Origin of the sequence: Glaciimonas soli (assembly GCF_009497155.1) — a bacterium.
Classification (GTDB): Bacteria; Pseudomonadota; Gammaproteobacteria; order Burkholderiales; family Burkholderiaceae_D; genus Glaciimonas; species Glaciimonas soli.
The window spans coordinates 548,700-569,026 of the sequence record NZ_WINI01000007.1; the positions used below are offsets into that span (position 1 = coordinate 548,700).

The 20,327-nt window shown below is 48.3% G+C and carries 21 protein-coding genes and 1 pseudogene; 5 read left to right on the top strand and 17 right to left on the bottom strand.

Going from position 1 to position 20,327, the window contains the following annotated elements:
• Positions 1 to 143: 143 nt before the first annotated feature.
• A complete protein-coding gene (locus GEV47_RS14680) occupies positions 144 to 1,646 on the bottom strand; it encodes a beta-barrel assembly-enhancing protease (RefSeq protein WP_153235489.1) in 1,503 nt (500 codons plus the stop codon).
• 90 nt (positions 1,647 to 1,736) lie between these two features.
• Between GEV47_RS14680 and moaC the strand changes: the two genes are divergently transcribed.
• Positions 1,737 to 2,240 carry a cyclic pyranopterin monophosphate synthase MoaC gene (gene moaC, locus GEV47_RS14685; protein ID WP_153235490.1) on the top strand — a complete coding sequence of 168 codons (504 nt, stop codon included), beginning with the start codon at positions 1,737 to 1,739 and terminating at the stop codon, positions 2,238 to 2,240.
• A complete protein-coding gene (locus GEV47_RS14690; protein WP_153235491.1) occupies positions 2,237 to 2,449 on the top strand; it encodes a hypothetical protein in 213 nt (70 codons plus the stop codon). Before moaC ends, GEV47_RS14690 begins: the two co-directional genes overlap by 4 nt.
• A 40-nt stretch (positions 2,450 to 2,489) precedes the next feature.
• Here GEV47_RS14690 and tfpZ read toward each other — a convergent pair whose 3' ends face one another.
• The 14 genes and pseudogenes from tfpZ to GEV47_RS14760 form a co-directional block, all read right to left on the bottom strand.
• Positions 2,490 to 3,272 carry a TfpX/TfpZ family type IV pilin accessory protein gene (gene tfpZ, locus GEV47_RS14695; RefSeq protein WP_153235492.1) on the bottom strand — a complete coding sequence of 261 codons (783 nt, stop codon included), beginning with the start codon at positions 3,270 to 3,272 and terminating at the stop codon, positions 2,490 to 2,492.
• Between the two features lie 250 nt (positions 3,273 to 3,522).
• A complete protein-coding gene (locus tag GEV47_RS19735) occupies positions 3,523 to 4,005 on the bottom strand; it encodes a pilin (protein WP_153235676.1) in 483 nt (160 codons plus the stop codon).
• 214 nt (positions 4,006 to 4,219) lie between these two features.
• The gene (locus GEV47_RS14705; RefSeq protein ID WP_153235493.1) at positions 4,220 to 4,528 is read right to left on the bottom strand and encodes a BrnA antitoxin family protein; all 309 of its coding nucleotides are present in this window, start codon (positions 4,526 to 4,528) and stop codon (positions 4,220 to 4,222) included.
• 30 nt (positions 4,529 to 4,558) lie between these two features.
• Positions 4,559 to 4,708, bottom strand: a complete 150-nt coding sequence (locus tag GEV47_RS14710; RefSeq protein ID WP_322741653.1) for a BrnT family toxin — start codon at positions 4,706 to 4,708, stop codon at positions 4,559 to 4,561.
• A 263-nt stretch (positions 4,709 to 4,971) separates the two neighbouring features.
• The gene (locus GEV47_RS19605; protein ID WP_153235494.1) at positions 4,972 to 5,454 is read right to left on the bottom strand and encodes a pilin; all 483 of its coding nucleotides are present in this window, start codon (positions 5,452 to 5,454) and stop codon (positions 4,972 to 4,974) included.
• A gap of 220 nt (positions 5,455 to 5,674) precedes the next feature.
• On the bottom strand, positions 5,675 to 6,292 hold the full coding sequence (locus GEV47_RS14720) for an FHA domain-containing protein (protein ID WP_153235677.1): 618 nt from the start codon (positions 6,290 to 6,292) through the stop codon (positions 5,675 to 5,677).
• Positions 6,293 to 6,316: 24 nt separating this feature from the next.
• Positions 6,317 to 7,135: a PP2C family protein-serine/threonine phosphatase gene (locus tag GEV47_RS14725; RefSeq protein WP_153235495.1), complete on the bottom strand. Its 819-nt coding sequence runs from the start codon at positions 7,133 to 7,135 to the stop codon at positions 6,317 to 6,319.
• Positions 7,136 to 7,308: 173 nt separating this feature from the next.
• Positions 7,309 to 8,199: a succinate--CoA ligase subunit alpha gene (gene sucD / locus GEV47_RS14730; protein ID WP_153235496.1), complete on the bottom strand. Its 891-nt coding sequence runs from the start codon at positions 8,197 to 8,199 to the stop codon at positions 7,309 to 7,311.
• 12 nt (positions 8,200 to 8,211) lie between these two features.
• A pseudogene (sucC, locus tag GEV47_RS14735) lies at positions 8,212 to 9,387 on the bottom strand (ADP-forming succinate--CoA ligase subunit beta); the annotation flags it as partial.
• 135 nt (positions 9,388 to 9,522) lie between these two features.
• Positions 9,523 to 10,128: a DUF2889 domain-containing protein gene (locus GEV47_RS14740; RefSeq protein WP_153235498.1), complete on the bottom strand. Its 606-nt coding sequence runs from the start codon at positions 10,126 to 10,128 to the stop codon at positions 9,523 to 9,525.
• 612 nt (positions 10,129 to 10,740) lie between these two features.
• A complete protein-coding gene (gene recX, locus GEV47_RS14745) occupies positions 10,741 to 11,196 on the bottom strand; it encodes a recombination regulator RecX (RefSeq protein WP_153235499.1) in 456 nt (151 codons plus the stop codon).
• Positions 11,197 to 11,316: 120 nt separating this feature from the next.
• Positions 11,317 to 12,438, bottom strand: coding sequence for a recombinase RecA (gene recA, locus GEV47_RS14750; RefSeq protein ID WP_153235500.1), 1,122 nt, complete (start codon positions 12,436 to 12,438; stop codon positions 11,317 to 11,319).
• 166 nt (positions 12,439 to 12,604) lie between these two features.
• Positions 12,605 to 12,799, bottom strand: coding sequence for a hypothetical protein (locus GEV47_RS14755; protein ID WP_153235501.1), 195 nt, complete (start codon positions 12,797 to 12,799; stop codon positions 12,605 to 12,607).
• A gap of 67 nt (positions 12,800 to 12,866) precedes the next feature.
• Positions 12,867 to 13,442: a helix-turn-helix domain-containing protein gene (locus tag GEV47_RS14760; protein ID WP_153235502.1), complete on the bottom strand. Its 576-nt coding sequence runs from the start codon at positions 13,440 to 13,442 to the stop codon at positions 12,867 to 12,869.
• A gap of 135 nt (positions 13,443 to 13,577) precedes the next feature.
• Here GEV47_RS14760 and kbl point away from each other — a divergent pair, with 135 nt between their 5' ends.
• Together kbl and GEV47_RS14770 are read left to right on the top strand one after the other, a co-directional pair.
• Positions 13,578 to 14,786: a glycine C-acetyltransferase gene (gene kbl, locus GEV47_RS14765; RefSeq protein WP_153235503.1), complete on the top strand. Its 1,209-nt coding sequence runs from the start codon at positions 13,578 to 13,580 to the stop codon at positions 14,784 to 14,786.
• 19 nt (positions 14,787 to 14,805) lie between these two features.
• Positions 14,806 to 15,777 (top strand): NAD-dependent epimerase/dehydratase family protein, encoded by a 972-nt coding sequence (locus tag GEV47_RS14770; protein ID WP_153235504.1) that lies wholly within the window; start codon positions 14,806 to 14,808, stop codon positions 15,775 to 15,777.
• A 48-nt stretch (positions 15,778 to 15,825) separates the two neighbouring features.
• Here GEV47_RS14770 and GEV47_RS14775 read toward each other — a convergent pair whose 3' ends face one another.
• Both GEV47_RS14775 and GEV47_RS14780 read right to left on the bottom strand, forming a co-directional pair.
• Entirely contained in the window at positions 15,826 to 17,331 is a 1,506-nt protein-coding gene (locus GEV47_RS14775) for a CoA-acylating methylmalonate-semialdehyde dehydrogenase (RefSeq protein WP_153235505.1), read from the bottom strand.
• A gap of 24 nt (positions 17,332 to 17,355) precedes the next feature.
• Complete coding sequence (locus GEV47_RS14780) at positions 17,356 to 18,675, bottom strand: aspartate aminotransferase family protein (protein WP_153235506.1); 1,320 nt, start codon at positions 18,673 to 18,675, stop codon at positions 17,356 to 17,358.
• Between the two features lie 152 nt (positions 18,676 to 18,827).
• Here GEV47_RS14780 and GEV47_RS14785 point away from each other — a divergent pair, with 152 nt between their 5' ends.
• Entirely contained in the window at positions 18,828 to 20,252 is a 1,425-nt protein-coding gene (locus tag GEV47_RS14785; protein WP_153235507.1) for an aminotransferase-like domain-containing protein, read from the top strand.
• Positions 20,253 to 20,327: the final 75 nt, after the last annotated feature.

Sequence of the window (20,327 nt, forward strand, 5' to 3'; positions counted from 1 at the left end):
GGCTCTGCGGTCGCCTTCTTTTTGGTTACTTTTTCTTGGCGAAGCAAGAAAAAGTGACTAGCTGTCGGGCTACCCCCGACATTGCCGGCGCCACGGAGTAACACCCCAACAAACTAACACAATAGAACAATAGAAAAACCCAACTACCTATCCTTCATCGCCTGCTGCTCATCCTTCCACTTCTCCTTCAACTCACTCTCCCGCGCGTCAATCACCGACAACTCATAAAACCGCGCATCCGGCGCCTTGCGTGCAATCCCCAACTGAATAATCGCCTCCTGCAAACTACCATTAATCACCAACGCTTCAGCCAGCGCCATACTCTGCAGCGCTATCTTTCCTTGCGCTGCGTAGGCTTTGGCTAACAAGGTTTGCACATCAGGATCTTGTCGATACAAAATAGCTTGTTCACGCAAAAAGACGATTGCCTGCTCTGCCTGCTTATTTTCAATCAAAGCGCTGGCATATTGATGCGCCAAAGTACGCGACAATGGGAATTGATGTTGCGCCGCCTGAATCAATTTCAGCGCTGCCGCAAATTGATTAGCGCCCAACTTAATCTCTATTCCCAGGTCGGTCAAAATAAAACTCGGCTTAAGTGGTGCAGCTGCGGCCTGTGCTTCGTGCAATAGCTTTTCAGCCTTATCAAAATCGTTCCGCTTGAAAGCGATAAAAGCCATGCCATATTTAGCGGCGACGGTTTGTTGCTTCATACCCTGCGCCAGTTGATTATCAAAAATCTGCTGCGCTTCGTTCATCGCTTTTTCGGAACTGTCTTGCAACACCCGCACGCGCGCACGTATCAATTGAAAATCCAGACTATCTGCGTGCTGCTTATAACGTTGATCGCGAATCCGCGCTTCGATATCAGCGATCCGTTCTGAGGTTAATGGATGCGTCAATAAATATGGCGGCAACACATCAGAATAATTTCGCGTGGCAGTTTGCAAACGATTAAAGAAAACCACCATGTCCGAGGTGTCAAAACCACCGTCGCTCAAGATTGATAAGCCTATGCGATCTGCTTCACGTTCAGCATCACGACTAAAATTCAACTGTTTCTGCATCGCGTAACTACTACCGCCCATCATGATGGCAGCACCGGCATCACCGCTGCTGCGCATCGCCAATGCACCCACCAGCATGGCAGCCAACGCCACCAAAGAATCATTTTTTTGCTTCCCCAACATTCGGGCAATATGGCGTTGCGTGACATGACCAATTTCATGCGCCAGCACTGACGCCAGCTCTGATTCACTCTGCGTTGCCAATATCAAACCAGAATGCACGCCAATAAAACCGCCCGGTAGCGCAAAAGCATTCAATACCGGATCACGCACCGCAAAAAAGAAAAAGTCAAAATTCGCCTCACCTCGTACATCCGGCCGGGCTGCGACCAAAATACCGCCAAAATTATTCAGATACTCCAACAGTGGTGCATCATCCAGATAATCCGGATCACGGCGAATATCTCGCATGACTTCTTCACCCAGTTTGCGTTCCATCAGCGGTGATAAAGAACCACGATCAGCGTCGCCCAAAATAGGCAAGTTTTGTTGCGCCGAACTAAATGGCGTCACGCCGCAACAAACTGCCAGCAGCGAGACTAGTAATGAACGTCGAAATTGAATAGATGATAAAAACATAGTCGGCAATCAATAAAAGCACGATGATATGATGGTGAGTAAGTGCAGATATTAGCAGAGCATAACTTCCATTTCATTAGCAAATCGGCCATGACCAACAAAACACCAACTACACCCACCTTGACCCACTTCGACCAAACCGGCCAGGCCCACATGGTCGACGTCGGCGCAAAACAAGATACCCACCGCATCGCCGTCGCCAGCGGCACCATCCGCATGCTACCGGCGACATTGGCATTAATAGAATCAGGTAATGCAAAAAAAGGCGATGTACTCGGCATCGCCCGCATCGCCGCCATCATGGCCACCAAACGCACCAGCGATTTGATACCGCTATGCCATCCGTTGGCACTCACGCGTGTCAAAGTGGATTTCAGCATAGACGCTGAACACGCCAGCATCCATTGCACTGCGCAAGCGGAAACCGTCGGCAAAACTGGCGTCGAAATGGAAGCACTGACCGCTGTGCAAGTGGGCTTGTTGACGATTTACGATATGTGCAAAGCGGTGGATAGAGGAATGGTGATGACTGATGTGCGAGTGATGGAAAAACAGGGTGGGAAGTCTGGCGATTGGAAGGTGGACAAAATATGAAATTTACCTATTGGGTCGCTGAGATGATCAACGGCGACAAAACCGATGCCATCATCGCTCGCACCAAACATGATTGCGAGCAGAAGGTTCTGGCGTACGCGGGTGAAAAACTCTACCGCGCGCCAGTCAAAAAATCGTTTTTGTATGAGGATGTGTTTGATTTGTTTGAGATGGCGACGGCGGAGGATGGTGGGCGTGGGATGGGGTGATAATTGTGACACTATCAACCATCGGGCATCAGACAATGGTCTATAAATCCCCCCAAGGGTTGACCTGTAAAATATCGACGATACTAGCGTCACTTCGCCGCACAACCACTGTCAAATCTTGCACCTTTGCTCGCATCGGCACAAAACCAACATCAGCGATACCTAAGCTCTTCTTCGATAGTGCCTCTGCAATCAACGCTTGCACTGCACCAGCTTTCGCTTTCGGCTGACGTTTCATAAGCCTATCGAACGACAGCATCTTCAATTTCACGTCATTAGCAACCGCTCGGTATGAAATATAGTGCTGCGGCATTTGCGGCAGATCTGGGCCACCTTGCACAGACGAAAATAAGATTCGATCACGCTCTTTCCGATCATCAGGCAGGCGTGCACCAACTATTTGAGGTCCGGAAATCGGCAATGATTGATTGCGTGCTTTGCTCAATTCCACGGCAGGGATATCAACAGCCGATACCAAAGTAAACATATCAATGTTATAAACTGCATAAACAGGACGCCCGCCAAACACAGTGCTGATGCCATATATCATAGCTATCACTTGCAGTATCGCGACGATAGTCAAATCAAATTTTAGCGACTTTTTTTTCGGATTATAAATAATCAGCGTAATCAACGGGCCAATTGTCACATCCACTGAAGCTATAATCAACAGCATCTTGCCAACCCCCAGCGCCTCAAAATATGGGCGGGGATACCAAATCAACATGACCACCGCTAGGACACAGGAAACTATTAACATACTGATGCATAAATGCACCAAACTTGCAGTGACTCTTTTCATATTCCGCGAATAAAAAATCAAATAACGTTCACAATGGATTCAATTTGTTTTTTCCACGAGCACCGCAAAAAAACATTTCGATAATAAACAAAAAAACACCCTCGAGCCTTTAATACCGAGGGTGTTTTTAATATTAACAATCAAGCGAAACAACTCACGGCTGCCATCGTTTTACATCCTAACCGGCGTATTTACAAATCTTCCTGGGTAGCAAAATTCTTTACCGCTGATTATCAAAACAGCACATCGTGTGTCGCCCAGTGTCAAAACATTAGATACCACCAAGAACCTTTTGACGGCAATTTGCTGGGAAGTACTTGTACATTGTCGCAGCAATGGTAGACCCACAAGACCATCCAGCAATAGGTGTAGCGCCAGTAGCGAGTGCCGTTATGCGTGCAGTATCCGATGTTGGTTGAATAGTCAGCACAGCTGTATCCAGACCTACAATGTTTGTACCTTGAATTGTCGTGTCGATTTGGCCCGTAGTAATACTTGGAACAACTTGATTAACATACTTTGTCGCAATTGATGTACATCCATAGGCGTCAGCTGAAGCTGGGAATGCTTGGTTAGTCTGCAGATATTCAGTCACTGATGTCTTACAAGATTCGCCAGCGATAACAACTTCGGAAAGTTTAGCGCGAACTGTATAGTCTTGATACGCAGGCAAAGCAACAGCTGCCAAAATACCAATAATCGCTACAACGATCATCAACTCGATCAAAGTAAAACCGCTTTGTGCACGTTTCATCATTTTCATAGATTTCATTTGTTTCTCCATTAAGTAAGGGTAAAAGCTTCACTGCCCTTCCTTTAGAGCAATCATCATGCCAATCGGAATTTACTGATATTTACGGGGAATATCGCCGGGAAGTGAGGGTTTTTGTCAGATTTGCGGGGTGGCGATGACAAAGATTGTCAGGTTTTGCATGATACAAACACAATACAACACCTTGCTTGTCTGCTTATTTATCTGTATTGCTATTGACCGTACTACTACCGTGTTCCCGCAGCCATTCGCCCAGCGCAAAATTCATTCTGGTTTGCCAGCCATCACCATCGCGTTTAAAAGCGGCGAGTATATCTGTATCCAGGCGTAGTGTGACTTGTTCTTTGCTGCCGCTGCCGAGAGGACGGCCGGGGCCGCGAGTGGGTTTTACTTTGGCCAGCTCTTCAGCTGTCCATGGCAATGCGTCTGGATCGGATAAGGCTGCGGCAGTAATTGCGGCGTCTTCTTCATCTGTAGGGTAAATAATTTCTCGTTTGCTGTTCATAGTATTTCACCTCGCGTGTGTTGGCTTTTCTCAGACTGATGATGCGGGGCCTTCTTCTCTATCGACAAAAGCTACATAATAAATACGACCATTGAGCCAGGCCAAACAACTGTGGCGTTGCTCGCCATAATTATTTCGCACATCCGGCCATTGCAACGCTGTATGCCATTCGACCTTCACAGCACTCCGCAATGAAATACCATGCTTATATATGTTCGCAACATCCTTGATGAGATCACATATTATTTTTATTTATTGTAGTTATAAATATTGCGATAAGCAATAAATATTTGTAGTTACGTTTATTTGTATGGGAATAAAAATGCGCCCGCAGGCGCATTTATTACCGATCATAAGAACAACTTATACTTGATGCATCTCCGGATAGCTCCTTCTCCCACAAGTGTCAGAGGGAGTATTGCAGAGGGAAACTCAGTCGCGTGCTATTTCCAATTTTTTAGCGCGTCTGCCACCGCTAGATCTGTTGAAGTGCTATTTGCCTCCCATGTCATCGCAACATCTCCCACTGTCGGCGTTAAGCTGATGATTTTTCCATCTATGTCATTGGCTTTGATATCTTGTAGCGTAAGTTCAATCACGCCATTCGCCAAAATATCGACCCTTTGCACTTCTCGCGTAGTGACATTGGCACCGCCTGCCTGTCCAATGCCAATCTCTGTCCAATCGGCGCCGGATGCTAATGCGGGAGGATATTTGCCATTGACTTGATAGTAATGAGAAATCGCCAATTTAATCGGGCTGGCAACACTGGCGACTTTGGCTAGCTTGGCATTGATGAGGTATTTGCTGTATTGCGGAATCGCGACGGAGGCGAGAATGCCGATGATGGCGACGACGATCATTAATTCGATCAGGGTAAAACCGCGCTGAAGCTGTGGTCTATGCTTGAGAGTAAATGCTTTCATGGAATCTCCGGTAAGGACGATGAAAGAATGACTTGCTGCGTCATCCCTGACCGGTATTCTCACAAATTTTCATTATCAAAAACTTAATGCGACTCTTCATTTAAGTTTCAGCGTAGCTCGGAAAAGCGTTGCGCCTTCCGAAAAACGGTAACCAATTTAAGGCTATGCCGGAAATCGCCACGCTTTTCCGGCTTCCCGCTTAATATTTTTTTACTTGCGTCTATGCCTCTAGCAGAGAAAAACGCATCATTGTTCCGGCAATATCAATCACATCTTCATTTTTCAACACTTGTTTACCGGCGCTGACTAATACACCGTTGATACGGGGGTAAGCGATACCTTCGATATGCGCCAGAGCGTAGCCCTGTGTACGGCGGACGATACACGCAACCTGAACGCCGGTGCGCCCTATCGTGGTTTTTTCTTTGACCAGCAGCATTTTTTTGCCGATGTTGGGTCCATCAAGCACAGTGATGGCAGCAGGTATGGCAGGGATTTCCGGCTTGGGGGGCAACGTTACAAACGACTCCGGGAATTGAGACTGATCATCCTCCTCGCTCAAATACAGCAGTTTGTGCTTGGCCAGTTGAATGACGTCATTGTGCTGCAAAAAATGCTTGGTAATCGGATGGCCGTTGACTTGTGTACCGTTGGTGCTGTTGAGATCTTCCAGAAACGAATCGTTATAGATAGTGATAATGACGGCATGTTCAGAGCTGATGCCGAGATTGTCGATCACCAGATCATTATGCGGGCGACGACCTATGGTGGTGCGCTCTTTCGTAATCTCCATTTCTTGAATGAAATTACCGCCTTTGCTAAGGATAATCTTCGCCATTGCCTTCTTATCTTTCTGCATCGTTTATTCTTCGCCGCTGATTTTTATGAGAATCGCGGAAATATTATCTTGCCCGCCAGCGGCATTCGCAGCCTGAACCAAGTTGTCACACGTCAGGCCAAGATCACCGTCCGCATCCCGAATAATGGCCTTCATTTCCGCCGACGATAAGCGATCTGACAAGCCGTCTGAACACAATAAATACATATCACCAACTTGCAGAGGATGTTCATTGACATCCACTATCAGTTGATAATCCACGCCAACAGCGCGCGTAATCACGTTGCGATTGAGCGCGTACAGCGCTTCATCAGGGGCAACCAGGCCCGCTTCAATTTGCTCTTGCAACACTGAATGATCTCGCGTTAATTGCAGAAATTCATTCGTACTTTCAACTGCATCTTTCGCATGTTCAGGCGCAACTTCTACACTGCGAAAACGATAAACCCTTGAATCGCCAACATGTGCAATACAGATCGCGTTTTGCTGCAGCCACGCCACTACCACCGTCGTCCCCATGCCACGATAGGCAGGTTCATTCCTTGCGGCCGAGATAATTTCTGCATTGGCCTTGCGTACCGCTTGCATCAAACACATACGTCGCAACGCTACCTGATCGTCCGGATGATGATAGACATTTTCCTGCAACTGACGCTCTACCTCTTCCGGAATCACCGTAATCGCAATATTGCTGGCGACTTCACCTGCGTTATAGCCGCCCATGCCGTCAGCCAGCACCGCCAGTTGCAATCCCTCACGCACGGCGATAGCATCCTCATTTTGCGGACGCACCCTGCCAACATCGGTCTTGGCAAAAAATGAATACTTTAGGTGCTTTAACATGATGGCAATTTAACAAAATATAATACAACAAAACAAAATAGTTGCCTCACAGTATTTTCCTAGTTTCTGACCAATACAGCAAGACAAACCGACGACATTGCAATTATGCAGCGCTAAAAATAAAAAAGGAGCCTAGGCTCCTTTTTTTGTACAACCGATCCAAGCGAAAGAAATTACGCTTTTTTCAGCAAACCTTGTAACAAACGACCCATTTCCGATGGATTTTTAGTCGCCAGGATGCCACATTCTTCCATGATATCCAGTTTAGCTTGCGCTGTATCAGCACCGCCAGAAATCAACGCACCGGCATGACCCATACGTTTGCCTGGAGGCGCAGTAACACCGGCGATAAAGTTCACTACTGGTTTTTTCATGTTGTCTTTAATCCAGTATGCTGCGTTCGCTTCATCCGGACCACCGATTTCACCGATCATGATGACTGCATCCGTTTCAGGATCGTCATTGAACATCTTCATGATGTCGATGTGTTTCAAACCATTGATAGGATCGCCGCCGATACCGACTGCTGACGACTGACCCAGGCCGAGTGCAGTCAGTTGACCAACCGCTTCGTAAGTCAATGTACCTGAACGCGATACCACGCCGATGCGGCCTTTTTTATGGATATGACCTGGCATGATGCCGATTTTGATTTCGTCTGGTGTAATCAAACCTGGGCAGTTTGGTCCTAGCAGCAAAGTCTTGCTACCGGCTTTAGCCATCTTGTCTTTCAACAGCATCATGTCTTTTACTGGAATACCTTCGGTGATACAAACCACCAAATCCAGTTCAGCTTCAACCGCTTCCCAGATTGCAGCAGCAGCGCCAGCTGGCGGAACATAAATCACTGAAACATTCGCGCCAGTTTGTTTTTTCGCTTCGGTTACGTTAGCAAAAATTGGAATGCCTTCGAAATCTTCACCAGCTTTTTTCGGGTTCACACCAGCAACAAACGCGTTTTTGCCATTCGCATAATCGCGGCAGCCACGTGTGTGGAATTGACCAGTTTTACCGGTAATACCTTGGGTAATGACTTTTGTATCTTTATTGATCAGAATCGACATAATTATTCCTTATTATTTAGCAGCCGCAACAACTGCTTTCGCGGCATCTTCCATGCTTTCGGCGGAGATGATAGGCAAACCAGATTCAGCCAACAATTTCTTGCCGATTTCTTCGTTGGTACCTTTCATGCGCACTACCAGTGGCACTTTGAGCGATACAGCTTTAGACGCAGCAATCACGCCTTCAGCGATCACGTCACAACGCATGATGCCGCCGAAAATGTTGACCAAAATCGCTTTCAGATTTGGGTTTTTCAACATGATTTTGAAGGCTTCAGTTACTTTCTCTGTTGTCGCACCACCACCTACGTCAAGGAAGTTTGCTGGCTCGCCGCCGAACAGTTTGATCGTGTCCATAGTAGCCATCGCCAAACCTGCACCGTTCACCAGACAACCGATATTGCCGTCGAGTGAAATGTAAGCCAAATCAAATTTCGATGCTTCGATTTCTGCTGGATCTTCTTCATCCAGATCGCGATAAGCAACGATTTCCGGTTGACGGAACAATGCGTTTGGATCGAAGTTGAACTTAGCGTCCAAGGCAATCACCTGACCAGCTTTGGTAACGTTCAAAGGATTGATTTCTGCCAATGATGCATCAGTTGCCATGTATGCTGCGTACAAGCCTTGCAATTGTTTGCGTGCATCAGCGATTGAACCTTCTGGCACACCAATTTTGCGGGAAGCGTCATCTGCTTGCGCATCGGTCAAACCGGCAGTCGGATCGATATCGTATGTGTGGATTTTTTCTGGATGTGAATGAGCAACTTCTTCAATGTCCATCCCGCCTTCGCTTGAAGCGATCAGCGCTACGTGTTGTGTAACACGATCTGTCACCAGACTGATGTACAGCTCTTGATTGATGTCGGCACCTTCTTCGATCAACAGACGACGTACTTTTTGACCTTCCGGGCCAGTTTGGTGTGTCACCAATTGCATGCCAAGAATCTGATTCGCGTATTCGCGAACTTGTTCCAGCGTTTTAGCAACCTTAACACCGCCGCCTTTACCGCGACCACCTGCATGGATCTGCGCTTTAACAACCCAGACTTTTACGCCTTGCTCGCCTAGTGTTGCCGCTGCCTTGACTGCTTCGTCAACAGTCACACATGGAATACCGCGTGGTGTGGTAACGCCAAATTTGCGAAGAATTTCTTTGCCCTGATACTCATGAATTTTCATACGAGCTTCCCTTCTGACACTGTTTTAAATGAACTTGCTGGTTGGATTTGTAATTCAAAAACTTGTAATGCAAAAATTAGCAATAATTGTGTTAATAAAAGCACACATATACAACACATCCTTCACGCATCTTATTGTGCGCTAACTGGACTTTTCTTTTTCTAATAGATTTACTTCCAAAGGCTCTTTCTCTACATGCGTGACTGCCCACTTTGGATAAAACTTGGCCACTACCGAACCGTCCGTGCGCAAAGCATGACAACGGTCCAGCTGGAATGGTTTTTGATTTTCTATGGAAAACACCGACTTGCCCGCACTATCACGCTCTCCGCCAAATGCCTGGATCGCTGCGGTCGGCAATAGCTGCGCGAGTTCGGTCAAATGTGTACAACCTTTATCGCCGCCCATACGCTGCTTCAAGTCGTAGCGAAAGCCTTTTAACAAATTCAAACCGATCAACCGATTATAGGCTGGAGAAATTTCACATTCGTTCGCATAGGGCGCGGCTTCTGAATGTGTTTCCACTGCGACAATAGTGAACTGGCGATCTAAGGTTAAGCGCAGCCACAAGCTGTGCAAAGGCTGTCCAGCCGGCAAAGTGCCAGAAGACAATTCAATATCACGGGTTTTGGTATCGGTAATATGCGCGTCTAATTCCCATAGCTCATCATCACGAACGAATGCTTCGATATGGATGGCGCGAGTATGCTTCAGTGCGCGGCGGGGGATAGAGGTTGATAAGGGCATGTTGTGGTCTACTTTGCGTGTCGTTACCACAGTTTCTATGGTAACTGCCGCTCCTGCGGTTTGCAAAAAACCCCAAAAGTTTAGCACAGCTAGAAATAATTGGTGGATTTGTGTGCGACGCACAATAACATTGCCAGTCGTCGATAGAAATTATGGCGCTTACTGAGTTTAGCAATGTCAAATAAGCAATTTGAAAATAAACCCGTCATTCCCGCGAACACGCACTGCTGTCCGGGATAAATATGTTAACTATTTCAGTAGTTCACAAAAATTATTGATGCAAGTAATGAAAACCTCAACGGAGCACTGTCATCCTCGCGAAGGCGGGGATCCATTTTACGAAAGACAAAGATTGAGGAGATTTATCCTTTACTTTGTTAAGCAAAGTAACATGGATCCCCGCGTTCGCGAGGATGACGGATGTTAAGTTTGTCAGCCGGAGAAAATCCTCTAGTGCAGGCCCAGCAATGCCCTCAGCCCTTGAGCAGTGCGCGAACGCGGGAACCCATCCTGCACAACTTGGATCCCAGCGTTCGCCGGGACGACAATAATTTTCAAACCCGTTATTTTGAATTACTTATCGTCATCGGCACCCGTGCAATCGCTAACACTTTAATTTTCCTCATCCTCTCCACCTTTTATGGCCGCTTGCACAGCACGATGAGAAAAGCCGCGCTGCAACAAAAATCGCATCTGTTTCACGCGTTCGTCGTTGTCATTTGGTGGGTGATCAAATTTTTTACGCCAGACTTCACGCGCACGCGCTGTTTCGCTATCGGCTAAATCGGCTTTGATAGAGGCCATCGCGTCCGGTGCAATGTTATGCGTTTGCAGTTCCGCAAGAATGCGACTGTTACCAAAACGGCTGGCACGACGATGTATCAAGGATTCGGAAAAACGTTCTTGCGATAAAAAATTGGAAGCCTCGAGCCAATCCAACACCGCCTCAACATCATCTCCCTCTTCCGCATAGCGCATTAATTTGCGTGAGAGCTCAAGGCGGCTGTGTTCACGCGCCGATAAGTAGCGTAACGCTCTGCCTTTAAGACTGATTTTTGGTTTCGCCATGATGGTGTGAATTGTTCCAGATTACGCTCTCATCAATCATGCATGAGCAAGCGTACTATGCACAACGCCGTTCTTACACTAGTAAGAACGGCGTCATTAAGCAGCTATTTACGTTGATAATTATTCGACTTTTGCGGCAGCCGCTGCTTCTTTCGCTGCGGCTTTTTCTGCCGCTTTGCTTGCCTTGTCAGCAGCTTTATCTGTTTCCGCTGCGGAGATTGCTTCTAACAATGGCACACCCAGAGCTGCGCGTACTTTGTTTTCGATTTCGCGTGCTAATTCCGGACGCTCTTTCAAATAGGTACGGGCATTATCTTTACCTTGACCGATACGTTCGCCGTTGTAGCTATACCATGCGCCGGCTTTTTCAACGATTTTGGCATCGGAGCCCAGATCGAGGATTTCACCTTCGCGTGAAGTACCTGCACCGTACATGATGTCGAAATGCGCTTCTTTAAATGGCGGAGCGACTTTGTTTTTAACCACTTTCACTTTCGTTTCGTTACCGACTACCTCATCGCCCGATTTGATAGAACCGGTACGACGAATATCCAGACGAACCGAAGCATAAAATTTCAGCGCGTTACCACCGGTAGTGGTTTCAGGATTGCCAAACATCACACCAATTTTCATACGAATCTGGTTAATGAAAATCACCATGGTATTTGTACGATTGATGCTGCCGGTCAGTTTGCGCAGCGCTTGTGACATCAGACGTGCTTGCAGGCCCGGCAAAGAATCACCCATATCACCCTCGATCTCGGCGCGTGGCGTCAATGCAGCCACCGAGTCAATCACGATCAGATCGACACCGCCAGAGCGCACTAGCGCATCGGTAATTTCCAAGGCTTGTTCGCCTGTATCTGGCTGAGAAATCAACAAATCGGATAAGTTGACGCCCAATTTCTGCGCATATCCAACGTCAAGCGCGTGTTCTGCATCAATAAATGCACAAGTGCCGCCTAATTTTTGCATTTCTGCAATGGCCTGCAAGGTCAACGTGGTTTTACCCGATGACTCCGGACCATAAATTTCGATCACACGGCCACGTGGCAAACCACCAACGCCCAGTGCAATATCTAACCCAAGCGAGCCAGTGGACACTACCTGTATCTCTTCTACTACCGCGCCGTCCTCCATGCGCATGACCGAACCTTTGCCGAATTGCTTTTCAATCTGCGCCAAAGCGGCGGCAAGGGCTTTGCTTTTTTCTGAATTAGCAGCGGTTTTCTTATCGTCCATGATGGTTCTTTCGGCAAAAATGGTGGGGAATTTGATTCAACAGACAGTACTGTATGAAAAAACAGTGGTTTGTGCAAGCGCTGTTTCAATAATTGTGCAAATTTATTTGCAGACTCTTATTTGTTAAGAGAGTTGCTTATAGAAACTTGCTTCTGATGAGGCTGAATTATAGGAACGCTTTGATCAGGACTGTGAGGTCTGCCAAGACAGTGGCTGTAGTTGCGATAATGCCGCCGATAACCACAAATGGATACCAACGTGATTCAGCATTAATTTTGCTAATTTCAGCATTCAGCATGCCACTTTCGGCGATGAGCTTGCTGATTTCGGCATGAATTTTTTCAATTTCTACAGTGTTCATGTTTTGCATTTCCCCCTGATATCAACCTCAACATCGATGTTACTTCAGTGTTAGGGATAACTTCTGTCTAGCGATGTATCACCACCATCAACGCTCGCGCCTCAGTCTTGCCAGTATTACGGATAGTATGATTTTTATCAGCTTGATAACGCGCTGTCCCGCCAAGTTTGAGTTTTCTCTTATGATCACCTACCGTAATTTCCATCGCGCCTTGCAACAAAGTTAAGTGCTCCATGGTACCGGGATCGTGCGGATTCGAGGTCAATACACCCTCCGCCGCCAACGTGAGCTCGTACCATTCGTATTTTCCAGCCAGGTCCATAGGCCCCAAAATTCGCAACACATAGCCGGCATGTGTACCCGACAACGTCGGCGTCTCATGTAGATCCATAACATGGATGGTTTCCAGTTCTTCGGCTTCGGTAGCCAGCAATTCTTCGATTCCCACCCCCAAAGCGTTGGCCAGCCGCCACGTCACCGCGATGGTCGGATTGGCTTTTTCACGTTCTATTTGCGACAACATGGATTTCGATACACCAGCAGCACGTGACAAATCGTCAAGTGTCAAACCGCGCTTGAGTCGCATTTTTTGTAAAGTTGCACCAACTTCTGGCGGTGTATTTTGAATAGGTGGATTTTTCATCTTGTGATGTTTTGTGACTACGAGTAATATTCGATATATCGAACTTGAGTTCGATATAAAGAATTATTTATATTTTGTTCTGCATATCGAATTTACATGCTAACAGAAAAACAACCAGAGATATTAGGAGATGCCATGCCGAGCACCACATCGAAACCGGATTTTTACACTGGCTTGCAAAATAATCTAGACGCTTTGCGCGAACAGGGATTGTACAAGCCGGAACGCGTGATTTCATCGCGTCAAGGCGCAACCGTAGTCTGCGACGATGGCCGCACCTTGATCAATCTATGCGCAAACAATTATCTCGGCTTGTCTGGCGATGAAGCGATGGTAAAGGCATCGATTGCCGCGACTGAACAATATGGTTATGGCTTATCGTCGGTGCGTTTTATTTGCGGTACACAAACCGTGCATAAACAATTGGAACAAGCGATTTCCTCATTCCTCGGCATGGAAGATACTATCCTCTATGCCGCTGCTTTCGATGCCAACGGCGGTGTGTTCGAACCGCTGTTTGACGAGCAAGATGCCATTATCTCAGACGCCTTAAATCATGCCTCCATTATTGATGGCATTCGCTTGTGCAAAGCGGCGCGCTTTCGCTACGCGCACAACGACATGGCCGATCTGGAAGCGCAATTAAAAGCCGCTGCCGACAAGCGCCATAAAGTGATCGTCACCGACGGCGTATTTTCGATGGATGGCACGATTGCACAGCTCGATAAAATTTGCGACCTGGCCGACAAATATGGCGCATTGGTCATGATCGATGAATGCCACGCCTCTGGCTTTATGGGAAAAACCGGACGCGGCACACATGAACATCACAACGTGATGGGACGCATCGACATTATCACTGGAACACTAGGTAAAGCACTGGGTGGCGCAATGGGTGGCTTCACTGCAGCACGTCGTGAAGTGATCGAAACCTTGCGTCAAAAATCACGCCCTTATTTGTTCTCCAATACGCTGGCACCTTCCATAGCAGGTACCTCACTGACGGTATTGAATACGCTTTCCAGCTCAACTGAATTGCGCGACCGTTTGCATGCCAACACCGCACACTTTCGTAGCGAGATCGTCAAGCTCGGCTTCACTATCAAACCCGGCACACATCCTATCGTCCCTGTGATGTTGTTCGATGCACCGATTGCGCAAAAATTTGCTCAGCGTTTGTATGAACTCGGGGTACTTGCAACTGGTTTCTTTTATCCGGTCGTGCCGATGGGACAAGCGCGAGTACGGGTGCAAATGTCAGCCGCACACAGCATAGAACAATTGGATCAGGCATTGGCCGCATTTGCACAAGCCGGTCGCGAACTCGGTTTGTTAAAAAATTAAAGAATAAGGAAGCGCAGTCATGGAAAAAATTTTAGTCATCGGTGCCAACGGCCAAATCGGTAGCGAACTAGTCGAAGCACTGGTCGTCAAACACGGTCCGGATAACGTTATCGCTGCCGACATCAGTGCCGGCAGCGCTTATGGCGCAGCGCGTTATGAACGTGTAGATGTGCTCGATAGCGCGCGTCTTGCACAGGTAGTCGACAGTCATGCCATCACGCAGGTGTATCAATTGGCAGCGTTGCTGTCAGTGACTGGCGAGCAAGCGCCATTGAAGGCGTGGAAGTTAAACATGGATGGCTTGCTGAATATTTTGGAGCTGGCGCGTGAACGCGGCGTCGCCGGTAAACCATTGCGCGTATTCTGGCCATCCTCGATTGCTGCTTTCGGTCCGCATACACCGGCAGTCGATACGCCACAATTTACCGTGATGGATCCAACCACAATGTACGGCATCAGCAAACAAGCTGGCGAATCCTTGTGCGAATATTATTTCAACAAATATAACGTTGATGTGCGCAGCATTCGCTATCCCGGCATCATCAGCTACAAATCGCCACCTGGCGGCGGCACCACTGATTACGCGATTGCGATTTTCCATGCTGCCAAACTCGGGGAAAAATATTCGTGCTACCTCGGTCCGGAAAGCACGTTGCCGATGATTTACATGCCAGATGCCATCCGCGCCACCATTGAATTGATGGAAGCTCCGGCCGAAAAAATTCGTATTCGTTCTTCGTATAACGTTGCTGGATTAAGTTTTAATCCACACGAACTGGCACAAGCAATCAAACAGCAGTTGCCGCAATTTGAGATCCGCTATCAACCAGATAGCCGCCAGGAGATTGCCAATACCTGGCCACAAAGCCTGGATGACACACACGCGCGTGCAGATTGGGGTTGGCAAGCAGAGATTGGGATTGAACAGTTGGTGACAGATATGCTGACCAACGTTACAGTTGTGCCGCATACTTTGCATCAAGCGGCTTAAGCGTCATCGCTCCGTCCCTCTCCCGCTGGCGGGAGAGGGAATCAGTTCTTATTTCATCTGTGGAAAAGCAAACTCGGCGCCCGCGCTTTTAGACGCATCAGGCCAACGCTGCATCACTGCTTTATGACGGGTGTAAAAACGTATGCCCTCTGGACCATAGATGTGATGGTCACCAAACATACTGCGCTTCCAGCCGCCGAAACTATTAAACGCCATCGGCACCGGTAACGGTACATTAACGCCAACCATACCGCACTGAATTTGCCGCACAAACTCACGTGCCACACCACCATCGCGTGTGAACACTGCAACGCCATTACCGAATTCGTGATCGTTAATGAGCTTGACCGCGGTTGCCACATCAGGAGCACGCAACACACTCAAGACTGGCCCGAATATTTCTTCCTTATAAATGGTCATGGCCGGTGTCACGTGATCAAACAACGTGCCACCAACGAAGAAACCAGTTTCATGCCCTGCGACTTTATGACCGCGACCATCAACCACTAATGTAGCGCCCTCTTCCACACCCTGACCTATCAGGCGTTCGATGCGCTGCTTGGCGGCCTGCGATACCACTGGTCCCATTTCCGCATCCTTTGCCATACCATCATTTATTTTCAAGGTACGTGTGCGTTCTGCCAATGCGGCAACCAATTTATCACCAGCATCGCCTACCGCCACTGCCACTGAGATCGCCATGCAACGCTCACCGGCAGATCCATATGCCGCGCCAATCAAAGCATCAATCGCCATCTGCATGTCTGCATCTGGCATCACCACCATATGATTTTTGGCGCCGCCCAAGGCTTGTACACGCTTTCCTTTGGCGCAACCGCGTTGATAAATCGATTCAGCAATCGGCGTCGATCCAACGAAGCTAATTGCTTGCACATCAGGATGGTCGATCAACGCATCCACAGTGGTTTTATCACCCTGAATAACATTAAACACGCCATCGGGCAAACCAGCTTGTTTTAACATTGCAGCTTGCATTAGCGAAGTAGATGGATCACGTTCTGAGGGCTTCAAGATAAATGTATTACCGCATGCAAGCGCAATCGGGAACATCCACATCGGCACCATTACCGGAAAATTAAATGGTGTGATGCCGGCAACCACGCCCAATGGCTGACGCATAGACCAGGCATCAATGCCGCGTGCAATCTGATCGGTAAATTCACCTTTCAATAAGTGCGGAATACCGACTGCGAATTCGACCACTTCGATTCCGCGCGCCACTTCACCCTGCGCATCGGCAAAGGTTTTGCCGTGCTCACGTGTCAATACTGCGGCGAATTCGTCGGCGTTCTGTTGCATCAATTGCAGATATTTAAACAATACGCGCGCACGTGCCAATGGTGGCGTGTTGGACCACGCCGGGAATGCCTCATGAGCAGCAGCCACAGCAATATCGACTTCTTGCGCAGTACCTAGCGCGACTTGCGCTACTGGTTTGCCGAGTGCTGGATTAAACACATCGGCGTAAAGGCCACTAGTCGTGTCAACTTGGCGGCCGTTGATGAAATGAGGAACGATAGGTAAGTTTGTCATGAGATTTCTTTGTTAGTAATAGTTTTAATTAAGTGTCTTCAGAATCGTCGCTAACTTGCCGACCAATTCATCAATATGCGTCTTCTCTAGCACCAGTGGTGGTGACATGGCGATGATGTCGCCAGTAACGCGTATCAAAATACCATCCTCGAATGCACGTTTGAAAGCTTCAAAAGCGCGGGCGCCGGGTTGTCCTGCCCTAGGCGCCAATTCAATACCGGCAATCAAACCAATGGTGCGGATATCGATTACGTGCGGCAGGCCTTTCAAACTATGCACGGCGTCTTCCCAATAGCCAGTCATACTTTTCGCATGATCCAGCACGCCTTCATTTTCAAACACATCCAAAGTCGCCAAGCCAGCCGCGCAGGCAATTGGATGTCCCGAGTAGGTATAACCGTGGAAAAATTCAATGCCCGCCGGTCCATCCATAAATGTGTCATATATATGCTGCTTCGCAAACACTGCGCCCATCGGCACGGTGCCATTGGTCAGCGCTTTGGCAGTAGTGACGATATCCGGTTCAACATCAAAATAATCAAAAGCAAATGGTGTTCCCAATCGTCCGAAGCCCGTGATCACTTCATCAAAAATGAGCAAGATGCCATGCTTGGTGCAAATCTCGCGCAGGCGTTTTAAATAGCCTTTTGGTGGGATAAACACACCGGCAGAACCGGAAATCGGTTCAACAATCACCGCCGCAATGTTGGATGCATCGTGCAAAGCAACAATGCGCTCCAGATCGTCGGCCAGATGACCGCCCCACTCTGGCTGACCTTTGCTGTAGGCGTTTTGCTCAAGATTATGGGTATGCGGCAAATGATCAACACCGGTCAGCAGTGAGCCGAAGAATTTACGGTTATTAGACAAACCACCCACTGAAATGCCGCCAAAGCCAACGCCGTGGTAGCCGCGCTCACGCCCGATCAGGCGGGTACGCGTACCATCGCCGCGAGCACGGTGATAGGCAATTGCCATTTTCAGTGCCGTATCCACTGATTCGGAACCGGAATTGGTGTAAAACACTTTGCTAAATTTATCGGAAGTGTACTTCTTCAAGCGTTCTGCCAGCTCAAAAGCAGCCGGATGTCCCATCTGGAATGTAGGCGCAAAATCCAGCTTGGCAACCATATCCTGTACCGCTTTGACAACTTTCGGTTGTGCATGGCCCAAAGCCACACACCATAAGCCGGCGGTGCCGTCCAAAATCTGACGGCCATTTACATCTTGGTAGTGCATCCCACTGGCTGAAGCAAGTAGGCGTGGAGATGCCTTGAAATCACGGTTTGCCGTAAATGGCATCCAGAAAGCTGAAAGATCGGCAGGAGAGTTTGGCGTGGTCATGATGGCATCCTAAACTAGTAGTAGGTTCTATTAACGGGTTCGTCGCAACGATGCTTTGTCGATAGATCGATTATCACGAGACAGCGTTAAGATTGTTAGATACACTTTTGTTTTAGCCTAAAAACTGTATTGCCAACATTAGATGAAATGATATGAAACGCCCGCCGTCGCCATCCCTGCACATTGTTCTCGATCGTCGCTCAGCAATCGGTTTAGTCGATCAACTGATCGACGGCCTCACCCAGTTAATCGCGCAAGGTCAATTGCGCTCCGGGGAACGACTGCCAGCAGTGCGGCAATGTGGTTTACAGCTTGGGGTCGCGACTTCAACGGTCGTGGAAGCCTATGAACGTTTGGTTGCCCAAGGTGTACTGACGTCACGCCGCGGGGCAGGTTTTTTCGTCGCTCACAGTGGGCCGCCAACGTTACCCACATTCGTTTTCAATCCACCTGATCCGGTGATCGACTCTGCCTGGTTGCTATCCGAATTGTTTGCCGACGCAAGGGTTTCCATCAAAGCCGGTTGCGGCTGGTTGCCAGGAAAGTGGCTGGATGATGATGGTTTGCATCAGGCGGAACGACGCATCTTTCGCGCACCAGGGGCGCAGCAAGTAGGCTATGGCCATCCTTATGGCTATGTGCCGTTACGACAAGTAATTAGTCAGTTCCTGGCGCATTGGTCGTTGGAAGTGTCGCTTGCGCAAATACTCACTACCCACGGCGCCACGCAAGCGTTGGATTTGATTATCCGCACGATGCTCAAACCCGGCGACACGGTGTTCATTGATGAGCCCGGCTATTGCAATCTGATCGCCATGTTACGACTGGCCGATCTCAACATTATCGGCATCCCGCGCACGCCCGGTGGCGTCGATGTCGAACTATTAGAAACATTGGCACGCACACACCAACCCAAACTTTATTTCACGGCCAGCGTGCTGCACAATCCGACCGGCACTTCTATGACTCCGGCGTGCGCGATGCGCGTGTTGCAGGTTGCGGAGCGCCACGGTTTCTGGATAGTAGAAGACGATATTTTTCGCGAACTTGGACAAGATCGCGATCCTATGCTGGCGGCATTAGACGGCCTGCAACGCGTCATTTATGTCGGCAGTTTTTCCAAAACCATCGCGCCATCACTCCGGGTCGGCTACATTGCATGTCAACCCGAATTGGCCCGGCAATTGGTGCACACCAAAATGGTGCTCAGTTTAACCAACTCAGAAATCAATGAACGCCTGGTGCACAACGTACTGACAGAAGGGCGTCATCGGCGCCATGTCGATCAGCTATCGAGTACCTTGTTGCACGCACAAGCAAGTGTCCATGCACGCTTGCTGGAAGCGGGACTAACAGCATTTTCGATTCCGCGCGGCGGCATGTTTTCGTGGGCGAAATTCGAACATGGCAAACTGACTGCTCGCGACATCGCTGATCTTGCACGGCAACAGGGCATCTGGCTCGCACCAGGGGATTTCTTTCACCTGACACCACCGGACCAAGCCTGGTTTAGATTTAATGTGGCGTACTCGGATGCAGAGGAATTAGTTACTTTTTTCAAAAACTTAAAGAATTAAATTCGACAATCAATTTACATAGCAATATCAACAAAAAACCGCCTGCGATGATTAAAATCACAGACGGTTTTTTTA